Here is a 19,062-nt window from a genome sequence, read left to right on the forward strand (position 1 = left end):
TATGGGGAGCATCCTTTTTCAATGCATATGACTTATGTTTATGTTTCTATACTTTAGAGTTTTACGACGTTTTTAGCTTGAGGTCCGCGGTTTCCTTCTTCAATCTCAAATTCAACCTCTTGACCTTCATCAAGGCTTTTGAACCCCTCTCCTTGAATGGCGGAAAAATGTACGAATACATCCTCTTCGTTTGGTACCTCGATGAATCCAAATCCTTTGTCGCTATTGAACCATTTTACTTTACCTGTTACTGTCATTCGATGAATCCTCCTAAAAATTTTAAAAATATTAATGGTGATGATTTCCCCTGGATGGAAAAATCAATTTCACACATTATCAAACACCATCATTCATTCAAGTTAAAATAATCATATGAAGATGCTTGATAATGTGTGAATGCCTATAGGATATATTCACCCTTTTCTAAATCTATCCTCTGAGGCAATTCCTAGTTTTTTAGTATATACCCACCTTTATAAAGGATAAAACAAATGGAAGTGATTTATACATTTTCATTTGGGAAAAATAATATTAGGGAAGTTTTATGAGGGGAAGTATAACGGTAATGCTGGAAAGGATTTTCCTGGATTGAAATTTGACGGGGGTTTCCAAGTCCAAGAGGTTAAAAGTCTTGATTTCCCTTATGTTTCAAATTACAAAAACAATTGGCATTAAAGTTTTTCACGAAAATAATCGGGTATAGGATAAGAAAGAAAGGACTGATGTAAATGAAGAAATTATTAAAAAGGGCCCTTATTTTTGCTGCTCCCATCATATTCAAGGAAGTAAAGAAACGCTGGAAAAGCAAAAAAGCGATGAAAGCAGCAAGATAAGTTTGGTAAACAATGAAAAAAATGAACGATGACCATATGAATTAGGATAAGGGGCGCTGATTAAGCGTCTTTTGTTTTGCTATCTGTATAAATCCTCTTATGGTGATTCATTCACCTCTACATCTTTCCTTCATATCGTGTTAAAATAGTAAGGTTGATTGAAATGAATGCCGAGTAGCCAAGGCTTAAGCCTTATGATATATTCCTTCTTACATATATTGTGTATGATCAGGATCTTGCATACAAAGAAAGGTTGCCATTCCAATGTAAAAAAATACAATAAACCTCCTATAAATTTTTTTATTGATGACTCCAATAATGAAAGGAAAATTTTATGACTACATTAAAAGACGAGGTTCAATCCCGACGGACCTTCGCAATCATCTCTCACCCGGATGCCGGGAAAACGACTTTGACAGAAAAATTATTGCTGTTTGGTGGCGCGATCCGTGATGCCGGAACAGTTAAAGCTAGAAAAACAGGGAAGTATGCAACCAGTGACTGGATGGAGATTGAAAAGCAACGGGGAATTTCCGTTACATCTTCGGTCATGCAATTTGATTATGATGATTTCCGTGTTAATATTCTCGATACACCAGGTCACCAAGACTTCAGTGAAGACACATATCGTACACTGATGGCTGTTGATAGCGCCGTGATGATCATCGATTCGGCAAAAGGGATCGAGGACCAGACGGTTAAATTATTCAAAGTATGCCGGATGAGGGGTATCCCGATTTTCACTTTTATCAATAAAATGGACCGACAAGGTAAAATGCCGCTCGAATTGCTTGCCGAACTTGAAGAGGTATTAGGTATTGAAACATACCCGATGAACTGGCCGATTGGAATGGGAAAAGACTTCGTGGGCATTTACGATAGGTTCAATAATCGAATTGAACAGTTTAAAACTGAAGGGGATGAGCGTTTCCTTCCGTTGAATGACGAAGGTGAACTCGAAGTGGATCATAAACTTAAGGATTCCCAGTTATATGAGCAAACTTTGGAAGAAATAATGCTTTTGACGGAAGCGGGTAACCAATTCTCCGAAGAAAACATTGCGAATGGAAAACTTAGTCCCGTATTTTTTGGAAGTGCTTTAACGACATTTGGTGTTCAGACGTTTTTGGATGCTTATCTGAAGTTTGCACCAGCTCCACAAGCACGCATGACAACATCAGGTGAAATGAGTCCTGTCAGTAATGATTTTTCTGGATTCATTTTCAAGATCCAGGCGAATATGAACCCAAAACACCGTGATCGGATCGCTTTCCTTCGCATCTGCTCCGGTAAATTCGAGCGTGGAATGAGCGTCAACTTGAGCAGGACAGGAAAACCAATCAACCTTTCTTCTTCTACTCAATTCATGGCTGATGATCGCAACACCGTAAACGAAGCCGTAAGCGGAGATATCATCGGTTTATATGATACCGGGAACTACCAAATTGGCGATACGATTACAACAAGCAAAGACATGTTTCAGTTTGAAAGGCTGCCTCAGTTTACACCGGAATTATTCATGAGGGTAACAGCTAAAAACGTCATGAAACAGAAACATTTCCATAAAGGAATAAACCAACTCGTACAAGAAGGGGCAATTCAGCTCTTCAAAACGGTTCGGATGGAAGAATATCTGCTTGGTGCGGTTGGGCAACTTCAATTTGAAGTATTCGAGCATCGAATGAGGAATGAATACAATGTTGAAGTCGTGATGGAGCGCATGGGCAGTAAGATCACACGCTGGGCTGAAGATGAAAAGCTTGATGAAAATCTTCATAGCTCAAGAAGCATTCTTGTTAAAGACCGGTTTGATAAATATGCATTCTTATTTGAAAATGAGTTTGCACTTCGTTGGTTCCAAGATAAAAATCCAGACATTGAACTATATAATCCAATGGATTTGAAATAATGGAGAAGCCCGTGTTATATACACGGGCTTTTTTCATTATCTGGAGCATGAAAAGACCTTTCAAAACTTTGTGGAATATTCTTCTGATGGGAAAAAGCATCAAGTTTGGATAGAAGATAAAAAATCAATCGGGCTTCTACTAAACCTGTTAAAACAAAATCACTTAGGCGGAGTATCAGCTTGGTACATTGGATCAGAAACCCCTGACATTTGGGATGTATATCATTTTAATCAATAGTTTAACTGAAAAACTTCGGATAGTGGAGGTTGTTCAGCTTGTAGAATAAGGTCCCTTTTAGGGTCTAAATCTGCAAGCTTTTTTTTGTAATCAAAAATAACAGATTCCAGATAAAAGTAATATAAACAATAAAGTCTGATGTTATAAATACATATGTAGGATTTGCATGAATTTTCGATTTATAGGTTTCAATTGCCCCGTCTACATCAGCACTGATGTCTACGATTACTGAACCTTATTTCATAATCATTAACATATCTCTAGTAATTAAATAATCTTATCTATGTTAAGGCCATTTTACACTATTGATGACTATGTCTAAGCCTTGAGTACTTTCTTAATACTTTGTTGATTTGAAATCTGTTGAAAATGCGGGTATTTTAATCATTCCCCCCTGTTTTAAACATGTCGATTTTAGATAAACGGAAACAGGGAGATATAAGATGTTAGACAGCTGTATTTTTGAAAATTAAATAGTAACTAATTGGAAAGGTTAAATAAGAAAATCGTAGTAACTTTGAGCATTGTAAGAATTGCTGGGATATTCCGCTAAACTTCTTATGAACTGCATAATACTTATAGAAAACTTGTGGCTTTAACCGTGGTGCAGGAGGAGTATAGCAAAATAACTTATATTGAACTACCGAGGTATGTAGGAGCTAATATATGAAAGGAGATTAAAGACGGTGCTAGTAAGATTTTGAATATTTATATCCAAGCCTACGAAGGTATAGTCTGTTTTAATATTTGGGAAATATTGTAGATGAATCAGTATTTTTAAGGATACCATTGGCAAACGGTTAGGTTATATATATCTTAACACAATGATTTAAATCACTTGGCTACCTTTTTGGAACTTGATAAAGTACCGAAGAATTGTGTGATGTAAGCAAAATGAACATACTTAACATAAAAGTATCTTCCTTAAAGAATAGAGTTTTTAGACCAAAGAGGTGTGTAGAAGTGAAAAAAGGGAAATGGAGTCTACAGTTTACTATTATGATACTGGTGTGTGGGGTAGTAGCCCTTTCATTATTCATTACAGATATTCTTATTAGCCAAACAGTTGCGGATACTATAGAAAATAGCCAGACTGAAAAAGCAGTAAATGTAGCACGTATGGCAGCACAAACGCCGCTTGTAATTGAAGCGTTAAGTGGAAATGAGAACAATCAGGAAGTTCAGCAATTTACCAATAGGATAAAAAAATCGACAGATGTAGAATTTGTAGTAATAATCGATAATAATGGAATCCGGAAAACTCACCCCGATCCAAGTAAAATAGGAAAAAAATTTGTTGGAGGGGATGAGAAAGATGTATTAAGAGGTAGAGAGCACATTTCTATTTCCAAAGGAACTTTAGGCAGATCTTTGCGTTCTTTCACCCCTGTTTATGATTCAGAGGATAATCAAATTGGAGCCGTGGTGGTCGGTATTTCTCTTCAAAAAGTTAATGATGCTGTTTTAAAAAGCCGTTTTAATATTTATGTAGGAACAGTTTTTGGAATATTAACCGGAATTGCCGGTGCAATACTGTTGGCAAGGTATATAAAGAAAATATTATTTGGGCTGGAACCTTTTGCTATTGCGAAGGTTTTAAAAGAGCGAAATGCCATTTTACAATCAGTTCGGGAGGGAATCATAGCGGTAGATCAGAGTTCAACCATTACTCTCGTAAACAAAGCAGCTTTAAAGATATTTAAAAACGCGGGTATTAATGAAAATCCAACGGGTAAAAAGGTAACTAGTTATATGCCTGACTCAAACCTGGATAGAATCCTAGAGACCGGAAAAGTCGAATTAGATAAAGAGCAGGATTTAAAAGATAGTGTCTTACTAGTGAATAGGGTACCAGTATTTGTGAAGGATGAAATCGTAGGGGCCGTGGCTACATTTCGTGATAAAACAGAAATACATCTGCTGGCGGAACAGCTGACTGGAGTCCGCTTATATGCTGAATCGTTAAGGGCCCAGTCGCACGAATTCATGAACAAACTTCATGTAATACTTGGTATGGTGCATATGCATTATTATGATCAGCTTGCAGCATATATTAGTGATCTTGTTGACCACAGAGAAAACGAGATAGGCTTTATTACCAAAACCGTTAAAGATCCAGTACTAGCCGGTTTTTTAATTGGAAAACTAAGTTATGCCAGGGAAGCAGGTGCTAAGCTGGCATTATCCTCTGACTTTCAATTGCCAGAACCAGAAAATGCAGCGATTACTCATGAGCTAATTACGATAATAGGAAATTTGATTGACAATGCTATAGAAGCAGTAGAAAAAAGGCCCGTTAAACGAATTGAATTAAAGTTTGATTATGCAGATGATATTTTAACTATTGAAGTTCATGATACTGGAAAGGGAATATCTGATGCCAATCTTAATCATATCCTTCTAAAAGGATATACAACAAAAGGAGAGGACAGGGGGATTGGTTTATATTTGGTTAAGGCAAGCCTAGATAAGCTAGGCGGAGATCTCAATATTAGTTCAAAAGAAGGTCAAGAAACAACGTTTGTGGTTTATATACCATACAAAGCAAGGATGATGTAGGATGATTAAGGTAATGATCGTAGAAGATGACCCGATGGTTGCAGAGTTCAATAAGCGCTATTTGAATCAAGTCGATGGCTACGAATTAGCTGCTGTCTGTTCCTCAGTGGATCAAGCTCTGAATGTATTGGAAAATCAAAGAATAGGGTTAGTTCTATTAGACATTTTCATGCCTGGGAAAAATGGACTCGATTTACTCTCACAAATTCGAGAAAGTGAAAAAGAGATAGATGTTATTGTCATTTCTGCTGCGTCGGACATTGAGAGGATTCAGAAAGCATTAAGACTAGGTGCTGTTGATTATTTAATTAAGCCGTTTGAATTTGAACGTTTTAACGCGGCCTTATCAGCATATCGGAACAAATCAGATTTTATTCAAGATAAAAATATGCTAAATCAAGAAGAATTGGATTATCGAATTTTGCATCAAGAAGAAATTCACTTACCAGAGGAACTACCGAAAGGATTAGCTCAAGATACCTTAAAGATTATATGGAATGTAATACTGGTATTAAAAAAAGCTCCCTTTTCAACAGAGGAAGTCGTAAATGTGGCGGGTATATCCAGGGTATCAGTAAGGAAATATTTAAAATTCATGAAGGATATCGGTGTCCTTGATGTTAAGGTAATCTATGGAACGGTAGGCCGACCAGTATCCCAACACAAGTTTAATGATGACAAGAGCCATATTATTCAACGTTATCTGTAAGCAGCCAAATGGCTGCTTACTTTTTTTAATTACATAATACTAAAATTAGTTAAATAAGCTAGTGTCCTCCGTAAATGACTACTAAGATATAGACTGGCGATTGAGTTATTAAAAAATTTTTTCACAAGATTGAACAAATAAGCAGTAATGAGGAAATATTTAAGTTTTTATGTGCTGTATATTTATTTTCCTTTTTACAGTTTTCTTTTAGTAATTACACTTCCCCAGGGAAGAATATACTCTATTGCCTGGTAATGATCATTTTTAAATATACATCTTTAGGAAGAGGGAACGTCTATGACAGCTTATGAAAAGACAAAAAAGGGTTTGGAAACAACTTTAAGAGGAAAAGGTGTTCTGTCAAACCCCTTTATTAATAAAGGGGTTGCTTTCACTAAGGAAGAAAGAAATGAACTAGGATTGGTAGGCTTGCTACCATCCCAGGTGCTTACTCTTGAGGAACAAGTAAAAAGAGCTTATGAACAATTCTCCACTCAACCTAGCAATATTCGGAAGAATGGAATGTTATATGATTTATTTAATAGGAATGTGGTACTGTTTTACCGTCTACTTAAAGACCATCTAAGTGAAATACTGCCGATCATTTACACACCTACTGTAGGAGAGGCCATTCAACAGTACTCCCAAGAATATCACCGTCCAGGAGGTCTATACCTTTCTATTGATAATATGGAGGGAATGGAAGATGCATTTAAAAACCTGGACCTTTCATCTGATGATATCGATTTAATCGTTGTTACAGATTCTGAAAGTATTCTTGGAATCGGGGATCAGGGAGTTGGTGGAATTAACATAGCCATTGGCAAATTGGCAGTCTACACAGCAGCTGCGGGAATTGATCCAAGCAGGGTGCTACCTATTGTCCTGGATGTTGGGACAGACAATGAAAGCCTGATTAGTGATCCACTGTATATTGGTAACAGGTTTGGGCGTGTTCGCGGTGATGAATACACCGAATTCATTGATTTATTTGTTAAAAAGTCTCAAGCCTTCTTCCCAAGGGCATTACTTCACTGGGAAGACTTTGGAAATATAAATGCACGAAATATAATCGATAATTATGGCGACAAAATTCTCACTTTTAATGATGATATACAAGGTACAGGTGCAGTAACACTAGCCGCCGTAATGTCTGCCTTACAAGTAACTGGTGTTCCTTTAAAGGAACAAAGGGTTGTTGTTTTTGGTCCAGGTGCAGCAGGAATCGGTAATGCTGATCAAATGGTTGAAGCCATGATCCTAGATGGCGTTTCCAGAGAAGAGGCATATGGTCACTTTTGGGCCGTCGATTATCGTGGATTGTTGATAGATGACATTCCAGATGTTTTGAAATTCCAAAAGTCGTATTGCCGGAAAGCTGAAGAAGTCGAGGAATGGAATCGGAATGAAGTCGGAATCATTCCATTATTAGAGGTAATAAAAAAGGTTAAACCAACCATCTTAATCGGCACATCTGGTCAAACAGGGGCATTCTCAGAAGAAGTTGTAAAAGAAATGGCAAAGCACGTGGAACATCCTATTATTATGCCGATGTCAAATCCGACTCCCTTAGCGGAAGCTGTTCCTGAAGACCTAATAAAGTGGACTCAAGGTAAAGCCTTAATAGCGACAGGAAGCCCGTTTGATGATGTTGACTATAATGATGTGATTTATACAATCGGACAATCTAATAATGCATATATTTTCCCAGGACTTGGACTTGGTGCAATTGTCGCAGAAGCAACAAAAATCTCTAAGGGCATGCTTGCAGCAGCCTCATCTGCTGTTTCAAGATTATCGGATAGCAGTAAGCATGGTGCTTCTTTACTCCCCTCAATCAAACAATTGCAAGAGGTTTCTAAATCTGTAGCCATTGAAGTGGCAAAGACAGCCATCGAAGAAGGAATTGCGAAAGCGGATATAACAGATATTGAAAAAGCAATAACAGATTCCATGTGGAAGCCGGAGTACAAAACTATTCATGGGAAATAAAGCCAGCTTATATTGTTGTCACAAAAGAAAGGGGATCCGTTTTAGGGGAATCTCCGTATAAGTCAGCCTTAGTAGAATCTTTTAAATTGGACAATTTTTTGGAAAGAGAAGTGCATCTCTAGTGAATATTGGGAATATATTTTTAACATTAATACCAATCTTTTTTACAATTATTATTGGTTATTTGGGTGGCTATTTTAAAATTTTTAATTCAGAATCCTCCAAAGGGCTTAATACGTTAGTTACAAAATTTGCTTTACCTGCACACTTATTCATTGGGATCACAACAACCTCAAAACAAACCTTAATTAATCAATGGTCATTTTTCTTAACTATGACCATAGGTGTTATTGGCTTTTACATTATCCTTTTAATAGTGGCTCGTTTGGTGTTTAAATACGATTTGACTGCAGCATCTATGTTTTCATTAAACGCAACTCAGCCAGCCTTTGCTTTTATGGGGATTTCTGTATTAGGCAGTTTGTTTGGGGCGCAAGAGATAGCTATACCTATTGCGATTACGGGTATTGTGGTGAATGCCCTTCTGGATCCATTAGCAACAATAGTTGGTACGGTCGGACAATCCAGATTGGGTAAATCTAAAGATGAAAAAACAAACATTCTGGGTATCGTTTTGCATGGTCTTAGCGAACCGCTTGCATGTATTCCCTTACTTGCTGTTGTATTAACACTATTAGGGTTCCAGGCACCGGATATCATAAAAAATGCGCTTGATCAAATTGGGTCAGTGACATCTGGGGTTGCATTATTTGCTGTAGGTGTAACCGTGGGTATCCGTAAGATTAGCTTACGGCCAATTGCTTTTGGTATTTCCATTTTAAAAGTTGTGGCTATTCCATTATATATGATGCTGGTCGCTCATCTAATTGGCCTTGATCATGCAGATACAATTAAAGCTATTTTGCTAGTATCATTTCCAGGATCTGCTGTAGCAGCAATGATTTCAACTAGATTTGATTCTTTATCAACTGAGACAGCATCTTCATTTGTAATTAGTACCATTCTATCTTTAATTACATTACCTATCTATATATCCTTGTTAATGTAGCCTTCTAAGTATCCATCCTTCTTGGATGGATACTTTTCAACGAAAGTTTGTGAAATACTTAACAAACTTTTTGTATAACATTATCCTTTTTTTGAAAAGAGGAGATGTTGGCCATTTTTATTTAAGGCTATGTTAAAGGTGAAGGTAAATTAATAAAATAGATAGATAGTTTAAAGGGTTTGCATGGCGTTTGATTAAAGGTGTAAGTCCAGGAAAATGCGTCGCAAATAGTATCAATTGCAAAAATTCGCTATTAATCAAAATAAGATTATAATAAAAGGATTTTTGTAATTACATATTCGTATGCAGCCGTTGATGAATTTAAAAGTCTAAATCTTCGGTGTACAGGAATCATTTTTTTACTTACAAGACGTAGTTTGTACACATTAAAAATTTTTATTAATCGCTAAGTTAAAAAGCCAAATTATCTGATGATTAGGAACGGTTTGCTGTTCATTTAGGTGGGACTGCGACATACTGAAAGGGTTGTAGGGACATCGGTATTGGATTAAGACAGGGCCTTTGGGGGCTAAGCAAAGAAGAGGACTTATATCTTAGGGTATACTAGGCCGAACCTATACGAAGTGAAGTATGGGTTTTCGTTTTGTGATAAAAAGGAAATGAAGAATCGAATCCTACTAAAATAGATTATTATTCCTTTGACAATCTCCTGAAACTCCTTTATATTTAGCTAGTAACTTTAGTGCTTAAAAGCGTTTCAGTAATTATGAGGAGTGAAAAGGTCAGATCCTTACCTCAGAGAATACACAACATGAAAGCGGGGAAATACATCATGCGTCTTGAAGATGCAAAGCTAAAACTCTCCTTACCTGAAGCAATCGGGGTTTTGGCAGTTCTTTTCTTAATCATTGCAATTGGTATCATACATTATGGACTGGCCCCCCATATTCCAATAATAGCTGCTATCCTATTTCTATTTGTTTATGGAAAGATCAAGAAGCTGCCATTTTCGATTATGGAGGCGGCTATCGTCAAAGGTGCAGTTTCTGGTATGGGAGCTATCTATATATTCTTTTTCATTGGAATGCTAATTTCGATCTGGATGGCAAGCGGGACGATCCCTACCATCATGTACTATGGGTTTGACTGGATTTCTGGTGAATATTTCTATGCGGTCACATTTCTGGTGTGTTCGCTAATTGGGCTCTGTATCGGGAGTTCACTTACAACATCAGCCACGATCGGAGTTGCTTTCATAGGTATGGCGGCGGCGATGGATTTATCGTTGGCAATTACAGCCGGTGCAATCATTTCAGGTGCATTTCTTGGGGATAAAATGTCTCCATTATCCGACTCGACCAACCTTGCTTCGGGAACGGTTGGAGTACCATTATTTGAACATATTAATAATATGCAGTGGACAACGATTCCAGGTTTTTTAATATCACTTATCATCTTTTACTTCCTTTCACCGAATGTAAAACTGGCTCGTGTTGAGGAGGTTGAAGCCATGACCAAAGCCTTGGAAATGGAAACGAACATTAGCATATTGAGTTTGATTCCGTTTGTCATCGTTCTAGTCATGGCTTTGAAAAAGGTGTCGGCGATTCCGACATTGTCAGCAGGAATCGTTTCGGCGGCTGTCATTGCTTTCATACAAACGCCAAGTTTGACCGTTGCAAAACTAGCGGATATCTTATACGGTGGTTTTGTACTTAAGAGTGGAATGGATCAACTTGACTCAATCCTATCGCGGGGCGGCATTGAAAGTATGATGTTCTCCGTTTCGATGGTGTTGTTGGCATTGGCGATGGGCGGACTATTGTTTGAATTAGGAGTCATCCCTTCTATTTTAAATGCGGTCCAGGATTCATTGACGAGTGTAGCGAAAGTGATTTCAGCTACCGTATTTGCAGGAATCAGCGTGAATTTCCTAGTGGGGGAACAGTATTTGTCAGTTATACTGCCTGGGAAAGCCTTTCAGCAGAAATATGAAGATTTAGGCTTACAGCCAAAAACGCTTGGGAGGGTACTTGAAGATGCGGGAACGGTTGTGAATCCTCTGGTTCCTTGGGGTGTCTGCGGTGTATTCTTGACACAGGTATTGGGTGTTTCAACCCTTGAATATGCCCCATTTGCATTCTTTTGCTTACTTTGCCCTTTGCTTAGTTTGATTTCGGGCTTTACGAAAATAGGTATCCATTATAAATGAAAAAACAGGCGGTCGTTTCGACTGCCTGTTTTTTTATATGAACTTCCATAACCTTGAGAGAAGGGAAAAACCCCCTGACATGAACTGCAAAGTCAGGGGGTAAAGAAGTTGATCGCTTATTTTGAAGACGCAACCTCATCTTTTGGGATGGACACGACCTTTTCTTTCTGTTCAAGTAAATTCATTCGCATTACGACATTTTGGAAAATGCCCATTGAAAGCATGAGTAGCAGTAAGGAAGATCCCCCATAACTGATGAATGGAAGAGTGATCCCTGTAATTGGGATAAGTCCAGTCACTCCGCCAACGTTGATGCCAACTTGAATGCCGATCATGGATGAGATGCCTATCAATAAAAGACTTCCAAATGGATCTTTGCATTTTGCTGAAAGTACATATCCCCTTAGGACGATAAAACCAAGTGTCAATAGAACGAATCCCACTCCGAATATCCCGAGCTCTTCTGCAATGACAGACATGATGAAATCAGTATGTGATTCAGGCAAGTACCCGTATTTTTGTACACTGTCACCAAGTCCCACTCCAGTAAGGCCACCGGATCCTATTGCGAATAATGAATTCACGAGTTGATACCCGCTTTCTCCTGCCGTTCCAAAAGGATCAGCAAACCCCGTAAAACGAGACACCTTATTTTCAGAGAGAATGGATGAGAAATTTCCTGTAACGAGTACTCCTAATGCAAATATGGCAACGAATATCGCAGTAATCAAAGAGAGTTTGAATATACTCTTAAAAGACATCCCGGATGAAATGATCATGGTACTTGAAATCAGGAAAATGACAGCTGCCGTTCCATAGTCAGGCTGTATTCCGATTAAAAAACAGATGAATACCAGAAAGAAAATCGGGGGGATGACGGCTTTATCAATACTATTGATACGATCCTGCCTTTTTCCGTAAATGGCTGCAAGATAAATGATCATGGCTAATTTGGAAAATTCCGCAGGTTGGATCGATTTTGACCCTACCTTGAACCAACTTGTGGCATTTCCTGCTGTGTGGCCGAAGATAAATAGCAGCAAAAGGATACCGGCCATTCCAAACATCATAGACATCAAGAACATTTTGTTTTTGTACATCTTATAAGGAAGAATCATCGTGACAATCATTGCCAGGAATGAAATGAGAAAGGCCGTTTTTTGTTTCTCAAAGAAGAAATCCATGGGCTGGCCGTATCGAGCAACAGCAGTAATCATGCTCGAACTGTAAATCATGACTAAACCAAACAAACAGAGTAATACGACAGCGATGAAAATAGGGAAGTCGTATGCTTTAATTATTCTTTTCACTTGTGCGCTCACCTCAAATATGTATGCGCGAAAAAATCGCCTTCTTATATAGTAACGGAAAATCGGTTATATAGATAATAATTTTTATTCGATAATATGAATTTATCCTCCATTACCCAACATTAAACACTAAAACCTGATAAACTTGTCTGCCGGATTTCTTTTTTGCTTATAGCCGAATTCGGATTCCTATACATTACCTTCGATAGCAAACGTGAATACTCCTTTTAATAAAGAAAACTTTTTACTATATATTCCATTTTTTGTGGTGCTGTTATGTGGAGAAGATTACTATTCAATGGTGAGAGGGATGGATTTCATGAGCATAACTACTTTTTAAAGCAGAAGAGATTCTATCGAAATAATCTCGGGATTGTTAAGAACCAAACAGGGGAAACGATTAAATTCGATGGTCCCCATTTCATCCTTGATTTTATTGATAGCCTAAGCTTCCTCCCTATTTTCCATATATCTCCTCGGAGAGAGAAACGGTAGTGAACCTGGTTCCGATCAATAATATTATACAGGCTACTGTGTGTCTGGCATTATATAAAGAGGGTGCAGGGAAAACCTATCATTTAACTGATTCCACTTCTGTACGGCGAGTGCAATTTATGAACTTTTCGTTGATGAATCTGTATAAGAAAAGACCAAAAGTACATATACAATGGTACTAAGCAATGGGCTCTTATCTATACGTCTTTATGGGCCTATTTAGGAGTGGAAAAAGAAACCCTTGATTATTGCACTTGAAATGGGCGTTTTGACAAGACTGCAGCCAAAAAGGATTTACTTCTGGAATGGTATGTCCTGATTTCAGGGAAGGGATTCCGGCTATGGTCGGTTAATATTCAAAGTATAAAAATGATTATGAATACCATATAAAAATAAGGTAAAAGCAAGGGGAGTAGTTATGGAAAAAATACATGACAAGTGGGAAGTGTTTTCTCCGGCAACAGGCGAGAAGATTGCGGAAATCGATCCAACGCCATTGACGTCGATACCTCATATATATAAGAAATCAAGACATGCGTTCAAAGCATGGTCGAATCTTCCCATCAAGGAAAGGCTGCACTATTTAAAACGTCTTCGTTTATTGATGGTTGAAAAAATGGATGAAATTGCGGAAGTCATTTCAAAAGATACGGGAAAAGTGAAAATTGAAGCACTGGTTGCTGACATCATGCCAACCATTGATGCAATCAAGCATATCGAGAAACATGCAGTGAAAACTCTTTCCGGACAGAAGGTAACCACTCCACTCATATTAATTGGTAAAAAATCATATGTCCATTATATGCCCCGGGGAACGATTCTCGTCATTTCCCCATGGAATTATCCGCTTCAGCTCTCGATGGTCCCCATTCTTAATGCTCTAGCAGCGGGAAATACAGTCATCGCCAAGCCATCAGAAGTAACTCCATTAGTTGGGGTTTGCATCGAAAATCTGTTTCTTGAAGCTGGTTTCCCAGAGGGAACGATACAATTTGCCCATGGGGGAAAAGAATTGGGTGCAGAGTTGACTGAGCGAAAACCGGATTATATATTTTTTACTGGGTCTGTAAGGACCGGAAAAATGATTGGTGAGGTGGCAGCAAGACAACTGATCCCAACGACTCTGGAGCTTGGCGGGAAGGATCCGATGATTGTTTTGCGTGATGCTAACCTGGAACGGGCAGTGAACGGGGCTCTTTGGGGGGCTTTTACGAACAGCGGGCAGGTTTGCATGAGTGTTGAAAGGGTTTATGTAGAACGTACTGTTTATAAGGAATTCCTAATGCTTCTTAAAGAAAAAACGAAGTCCATGAGGCAGGGAATGCAATTAAAGGATGATATCGGTTCAATGACTTTCCCGGCACAGGTTGATGTTGTGGCTGGACACCTGGAGGACGCACTGACTAAGGGGGCGATAATTGAAACAGGAACACCTCCGAAAGAGTGGAAAAGGGGACAGACCCATTTCATTCCGCCGACGATTCTGTCCAATGTCGATCATTCCATGAAAATCATGAAAGAAGAAACGTTCGGACCCGTGTTGCCCGTTATGCCTTTCGACACGGAGGAGGAAGTGATCGCCCTAGCAAATGAAAGTGAATATGGACTTAATTCGAGCGTTTGGACGATGGACAGTGAAAAAGCAAGCCGGATTGCGTCACAGTTAGTAACAGGAGCGGTGACGATCAATGATGTGCTAATTACTGTTGCTAATCATCATTTACCATTTGGCGGTGCCAAACAAAGTGGCATTGGCCGCTATCATGGCGAGCATGGATTGAAGATTTTCTGTCATGAAAAAGCGGTCATGGTCGATAAAGGTAAAAAGAATTCAGAAATCCAATGGTATCCATATGAGGGGAAATACACGAGTTTTTTATCGCTGTTTCAGAACTACTTTTCTGCAAGACCGAACTGGATTCGTTTTGGCAAAGAATATTTGCAATTGATTAAATTAACCAAAGGGAAACGAAAATGAGATCCAATAATAAAAAAAGATTGTTATTTTCATAACGAGCGCGTATACTATCAATATACTTAATAACTGATTTTCCTTTTCAAAGGGGAGTAGCGTTAGGGTTCGCCCTAAAACAAAGTCGTCATTACGTGAATGGAAACATTCATCGGCTTTGTTGACATGTTTTCATGTTCAGCAAGACCTTTGCCTATACGGCAGAGGTCTTTTTATTTTGCCATTGCCGATAGGGAGGGAATAAAAACTATTGGAGGTTGAATGGATGGAAGCATCAATATTATTGGAATACGGCTGGGTCCTTCTTATCTTGGTTGGATTGGAAGGGATACTTGCTGCGGATAATGCAGTCGTCATGGCTGTCATGGTTAAGCATTTACCAAAAGAACAACAGCGAAAAGCCTTGTTTTATGGTCTGATGGGAGCTTTTGTTTTCCGCTTTGCAAGTTTATTCCTTATTTCCTTTCTTATCGACGTGTGGCAAATTCAAGCAATCGGTGCGATTTATTTACTTTTCATTGCTTTTCAGAACATTTACAAAAAATACGCTGTTAAAGGTGAGAAGGAAATCACAAAGCCTAAAAAGCAATCTGGCTTCTGGATGACCGTGGTAAAGGTTGAAGCGGCTGATATAGCTTTCGCAATCGATTCCATGTTGGCTGCCGTAGCACTGGCTGTTACACTTCCTGCAACAGGCTGGATGAAAGTCGGCGGTATTGACGGAGGGCAATTCGCTGTCATGTTCCTCGGCGGTATGATTGGTTTGATCATTATGCGATTTGCAGCAAATGCATTCGTGAAGTTGCTTCATCAGCGTCCTTCACTCGAAACGGCAGCATTTTTGATTGTGGGTTGGGTTGGAGTGAAATTGGCGGTACACACACTCGCGCACCCTTCACTGGCTGTCATCGATCATCATTTCCCTGAATCAACTCTTTGGAAATCGATTTTTTGGACTGTATTGATTGGAATTGCGGCAGGTGCATGGATCATTTCAAGCAAAAAAGAAAAAAAAGCGAAAGAAGAGAAAAAAATACAGGAAGCTTAAAAAAAACAGGCGTGCTTGTCACGCCTATTTTTTTTGCTTTTTAATGTATTTATGGAGTGACCCTCAAAAGAGCAGGTAAGTTTACGAATGATATGTTAAAAGATGTGAATATTAAATTCCGGTTAGAAAAATGACAATTGTCCCATTGGATTGCAAAAAAATCCGTAAAAAGATATTTTACTGTAATTGCACTGTAATAAACGAGAAAAAACTAAGTATTTTATCATGTTGATATATTATGTGATTTCATTTATATCGCAAAAATAGTTCTTTTGGTACTGTCTTTTAGACTCCCTCCGCTTAAGATAAGTATGTTGATGCGTATTTTATGTTCAACAGGAGCGAGGTGAGCAAATGCTTGGTTTGTTGTTTACAGCATTCAAAAAAAAGCGTTCTTTAGAAGAAACCGTATTGAAAATTCAAGAAGGCGATATAAGCCTTCGTAATGATACTATAGAGTCGTTCAAACCTTTTATTGCGAAGACCGTCTCATCGGTTTGCAGACGTTACATATACGAATCAGATGATGAATTTAGTATTGGAATGATTGCTTTTAATGAGGCAATCGATAAATATTCCCCGGAAAAAGGCCGTTCTTTATTGGCATTTGCCGAAACCCTCGTTAGACGAAGGGTTATTGATTATTTAAGAAACCAGTCGAAACGAAAAGAAGTATTATTGGATTTGACTCTGAATGATGATAATGATCAAAGCCATATATATATCGATAATGAAAATTCCATCAATGAGTACGAGAAGCAAAAGGAATCGGAAAGAAGAAAAGAAGAAATTCACCTTTATATAAGCCATCTACAGGATTTTGGTCTGTCATTTGAGGATTTAGTTGAAAACTCTCCAAAACATGCGGATGCAAGGAAGGGAGCCATCATGATCGCTAAATTGTTAATGGAAGATGACGAACTGAAAGAAATCCTGTTTGCAAAAAAGCGGCTGCCAGTAAAGCAGCTCGAAGGAAAAGTGGATGTAAGCAGAAAAACGATTGAACGGAACAGAAAGTACATCATTGCTGTTGCAATCATAATAAACGGAGATTTTTTGTACTTGAATGATTATATAAAAGGGGCTATCAATGGATGAAAAAAGGAGTTATTCTTTCAGTTAATAAGCGATTTGTAACCCTAATGACCCCCGAGGGTGAATTTCTAAAAGCCAAAAGGCAGGAACGGGCATATGAAGTGGGTGAGGAAATCACCTTTTCACCTGCTAAACAAAAGTTCACTTTAGCCTTTTCCAATTTTCATTCATCTTTCAAAAAAAAGGCCGTGCTAAGCATTGCTTCCACCTTCCTGATTCTATTTTCGATTCTTCCATCCTATTTCTCTGGGTCTGTTTCGGCATATATGACAATAGATGTGAATCCAAGCATTGAGTTGGAGCTTGACGATCATTTAGAAGTTCTCAAACTTACTGGCTTAAATGAAGACGGCAAGCTTGTGATTGGTCAGCTGAAGGATTGGAAAGGCAAGGATATTAAGACTGTTACAGTCCGAATCGTTGAAACCACGAAGCAACTCGGTTATTTGAAAGGAAATAAACAAATAGTCGTTTCCACTACATTATTGGATAAGAATAAAAAACTGGATAGGAATTTAAAAGAAGAAATAAAAGAAATAGCTGAGCAGGATAATGTTACTAAAACAAAGATGAAAGTGATTCAGGCAACAAAAAGCGATCGTGACCAAGCAAGGGAACAAGGCATATCCACAGGTAAGTATGTTGAAAAGAAGTTGAATGAAGATAAAGAAAAGGTAAAGGTCAATATGAGGGAACCTGCACCGGATAAAAAAGTCGAGGAAAAGGTTGATATTCCGAAAGTGAAGAGCGAAACGCTGAGTACAGAAAACAAATCGGATGGCGAAAAGGAAATAGAGAACAATGCAAATGCAATAAAACAAAAGCCGTCAAACGAAGTCAAACCAACTGAACGGAAAAACCTGGGAACACAACCTGCCCAAAATAAGGAACAAACTGATAGTAAAGCTGAAAATGGAAAACGGAATGAGGTAGATGGCTTCAAGGAAAGAAGCAGGGAACCAAAAATAAAATCTGATCGCAATCAAAACAACCAATCAAAGGACAAGCATAAAAATGAAAAGTATGTTAAAAAGTTCGATAAGAAAAGAGTTCCATTGGTCAAAGAAAAGAATAATGACGATCCAATAAAGTATGAAAAAAAAAATAAACAAGTAAAGCAAGTAAAGCAAGTAAAGCAAGTAAAGCAAGTAAAGCAAGTAAAGCAAGTAAAGCAAGTAAAGCAAGTAAAGCAAGTAAAGCAAGTAAAGCAAGTAAAGCAAGTAAAGCAAGTAAAACAAGTAAAACAAGTAAAACAAGGTAAGCAAGATTGGAATAAGTCGAAAAGGGATAAGGGTAATAATGGACATGGGAATGAACGCAATAAGTAAAAAGAGTCCAGCACGCAGCTGGACTCTTAGCCATGGATATTCAATTGTGTTAGGAATTATTGACCTTTAAGTTGAGATTGTGCTTGTTGTACAAGACGTTTCGTAATTTCGCCGCCAACTGAACCATTGGCACGTGCTGAAGTATCCGAACCTAATTGTACACCAAACTCTGATGCAATTTCATATTTGATTTGTTCTAATGCTTGTTCGATTCCAGGAACAAGAAGGTTGTTACTGCTGTTAGCCATTTGAATCTCCCCTTTACTTTTTCAACGGCTTTTGCCGCTGTAATGATAGTATAAGTAGAATGAGGAGTTTTACTTATATGAGCG

General features: G+C 38.2%; 14 protein-coding genes. 11 read left to right on the forward strand and 3 right to left on the reverse strand.

Annotated elements, in window-relative coordinates:
- Nucleotides 1-53 precede the first annotated feature (53 nt).
- On the reverse strand, nucleotides 54-257 hold the full coding sequence (locus tag ACDZ29_RS17705) for a cold-shock protein (protein WP_289324224.1): 204 nt from the start codon (nucleotides 255-257) through the stop codon (nucleotides 54-56).
- 259 nt (nucleotides 258-516) lie between these two features.
- On the opposite strand from ACDZ29_RS17705, the gene ACDZ29_RS17710 reads away from it, so the two are divergent.
- The 7 genes from ACDZ29_RS17710 (at nucleotide 517) to nhaC (ending at nucleotide 11,482) form a co-directional block, all read left to right on the forward strand.
- A complete protein-coding gene (locus ACDZ29_RS17710) occupies nucleotides 517-675 on the forward strand; it encodes a hypothetical protein (protein WP_375088284.1) in 159 nt (52 codons plus the stop codon).
- A 492-nt stretch (nucleotides 676-1,167) separates the two neighbouring features.
- Nucleotides 1,168-2,742, forward strand: coding sequence for a peptide chain release factor 3 (locus ACDZ29_RS17715; RefSeq protein ID WP_289317348.1), 1,575 nt, complete (start codon nucleotides 1,168-1,170; stop codon nucleotides 2,740-2,742).
- Between the two features lie 1,237 nt (nucleotides 2,743-3,979).
- Nucleotides 3,980-5,539 (forward strand): DcuS/MalK family sensor histidine kinase, encoded by a 1,560-nt coding sequence (dcuS, locus tag ACDZ29_RS17720; protein WP_375091163.1) that lies wholly within the window; start codon nucleotides 3,980-3,982, stop codon nucleotides 5,537-5,539.
- Nucleotide 5,540: 1 nt separating this feature from the next.
- Nucleotides 5,541-6,248, forward strand: a complete 708-nt coding sequence (locus ACDZ29_RS17725) for a response regulator (RefSeq protein ID WP_289324227.1) — start codon at nucleotides 5,541-5,543, stop codon at nucleotides 6,246-6,248.
- Between the two features lie 297 nt (nucleotides 6,249-6,545).
- Nucleotides 6,546-8,240: an NAD-dependent malic enzyme gene (locus ACDZ29_RS17730; protein ID WP_375088285.1), complete on the forward strand. Its 1,695-nt coding sequence runs from the start codon at nucleotides 6,546-6,548 to the stop codon at nucleotides 8,238-8,240.
- A 121-nt stretch (nucleotides 8,241-8,361) separates the two neighbouring features.
- Nucleotides 8,362-9,309 carry an AEC family transporter gene (locus ACDZ29_RS17735; protein WP_289324229.1) on the forward strand — a complete coding sequence of 316 codons (948 nt, stop codon included), beginning with the start codon at nucleotides 8,362-8,364 and terminating at the stop codon, nucleotides 9,307-9,309.
- 772 nt (nucleotides 9,310-10,081) lie between these two features.
- Nucleotides 10,082-11,482 (forward strand): Na+/H+ antiporter NhaC, encoded by a 1,401-nt coding sequence (gene nhaC / locus ACDZ29_RS17740; protein WP_370014307.1) that lies wholly within the window; start codon nucleotides 10,082-10,084, stop codon nucleotides 11,480-11,482.
- A 116-nt stretch (nucleotides 11,483-11,598) separates the two neighbouring features.
- On the opposite strand, the gene ACDZ29_RS17745 is transcribed toward nhaC, so the two are convergent.
- Nucleotides 11,599-12,792 (reverse strand): FtsW/RodA/SpoVE family cell cycle protein, encoded by a 1,194-nt coding sequence (locus ACDZ29_RS17745; protein WP_375088286.1) that lies wholly within the window; start codon nucleotides 12,790-12,792, stop codon nucleotides 11,599-11,601.
- A 913-nt stretch (nucleotides 12,793-13,705) separates the two neighbouring features.
- Here ACDZ29_RS17745 and ACDZ29_RS17750 point away from each other — a divergent pair.
- The 4 genes from ACDZ29_RS17750 (at nucleotide 13,706) to ACDZ29_RS17765 (ending at nucleotide 18,730) form a co-directional block, all read left to right on the forward strand.
- Nucleotides 13,706-15,265, forward strand: a complete 1,560-nt coding sequence (locus tag ACDZ29_RS17750) for an aldehyde dehydrogenase family protein (RefSeq protein ID WP_375088287.1) — start codon at nucleotides 13,706-13,708, stop codon at nucleotides 15,263-15,265.
- 259 nt (nucleotides 15,266-15,524) lie between these two features.
- Nucleotides 15,525-16,307, forward strand: coding sequence for a TerC family protein (locus ACDZ29_RS17755; RefSeq protein WP_289324233.1), 783 nt, complete (start codon nucleotides 15,525-15,527; stop codon nucleotides 16,305-16,307).
- Nucleotides 16,308-16,661: 354 nt separating this feature from the next.
- On the forward strand, nucleotides 16,662-17,405 hold the full coding sequence (gene sigI, locus ACDZ29_RS17760) for an RNA polymerase sigma factor SigI (RefSeq protein ID WP_375088288.1): 744 nt from the start codon (nucleotides 16,662-16,664) through the stop codon (nucleotides 17,403-17,405).
- Nucleotides 17,402-18,730 (forward strand): anti-sigma factor domain-containing protein, encoded by a 1,329-nt coding sequence (locus ACDZ29_RS17765; protein ID WP_375088289.1) that lies wholly within the window; start codon nucleotides 17,402-17,404, stop codon nucleotides 18,728-18,730. Before sigI ends, ACDZ29_RS17765 begins: the two co-directional genes overlap by 4 nt.
- A gap of 56 nt (nucleotides 18,731-18,786) precedes the next feature.
- Here ACDZ29_RS17765 and ACDZ29_RS17770 read toward each other — a convergent pair whose 3' ends face one another.
- Nucleotides 18,787-18,978 carry an alpha/beta-type small acid-soluble spore protein gene (locus ACDZ29_RS17770; protein WP_034314196.1) on the reverse strand — a complete coding sequence of 64 codons (192 nt, stop codon included), beginning with the start codon at nucleotides 18,976-18,978 and terminating at the stop codon, nucleotides 18,787-18,789.
- Nucleotides 18,979-19,062 lie beyond the last annotated feature (84 nt).

This window comes from Peribacillus sp. RS7, assembly GCF_041956845.1.
Classification (GTDB): domain Bacteria; phylum Bacillota; class Bacilli; order Bacillales; family DSM-1321; genus Peribacillus.

Coding starts and splice junctions, on each gene's coding strand:
- nhaC (WP_370014307.1), top strand. CDS start 10,082: ATGAAAGCGGGGAAATACATCATGCGTCTTGAAGATGCAAAGCTAAAA.
- ACDZ29_RS17705 (WP_289324224.1), bottom strand. CDS start 257: ATGACAGTAACAGGTAAAGTAAAATGGTTCAATAGCGACAAAGGATTT.
- ACDZ29_RS17765 (WP_375088289.1), top strand. CDS start 17,402: ATGAAAAAAGGAGTTATTCTTTCAGTTAATAAGCGATTTGTAACCCTA.
- ACDZ29_RS17750 (WP_375088287.1), top strand. CDS start 13,706: ATGGAAAAAATACATGACAAGTGGGAAGTGTTTTCTCCGGCAACAGGC.
- ACDZ29_RS17725 (WP_289324227.1), top strand. CDS start 5,541: ATGATTAAGGTAATGATCGTAGAAGATGACCCGATGGTTGCAGAGTTC.
- dcuS (WP_375091163.1), top strand. CDS start 3,980: ATGATACTGGTGTGTGGGGTAGTAGCCCTTTCATTATTCATTACAGAT.
- ACDZ29_RS17755 (WP_289324233.1), top strand. CDS start 15,525: ATGGAAGCATCAATATTATTGGAATACGGCTGGGTCCTTCTTATCTTG.
- ACDZ29_RS17730 (WP_375088285.1), top strand. CDS start 6,546: ATGACAGCTTATGAAAAGACAAAAAAGGGTTTGGAAACAACTTTAAGA.
- sigI (WP_375088288.1), top strand. CDS start 16,662: ATGCTTGGTTTGTTGTTTACAGCATTCAAAAAAAAGCGTTCTTTAGAA.
- ACDZ29_RS17715 (WP_289317348.1), top strand. CDS start 1,168: ATGACTACATTAAAAGACGAGGTTCAATCCCGACGGACCTTCGCAATC.
- ACDZ29_RS17770 (WP_034314196.1), bottom strand. CDS start 18,978: ATGGCTAACAGCAGTAACAACCTTCTTGTTCCTGGAATCGAACAAGCA.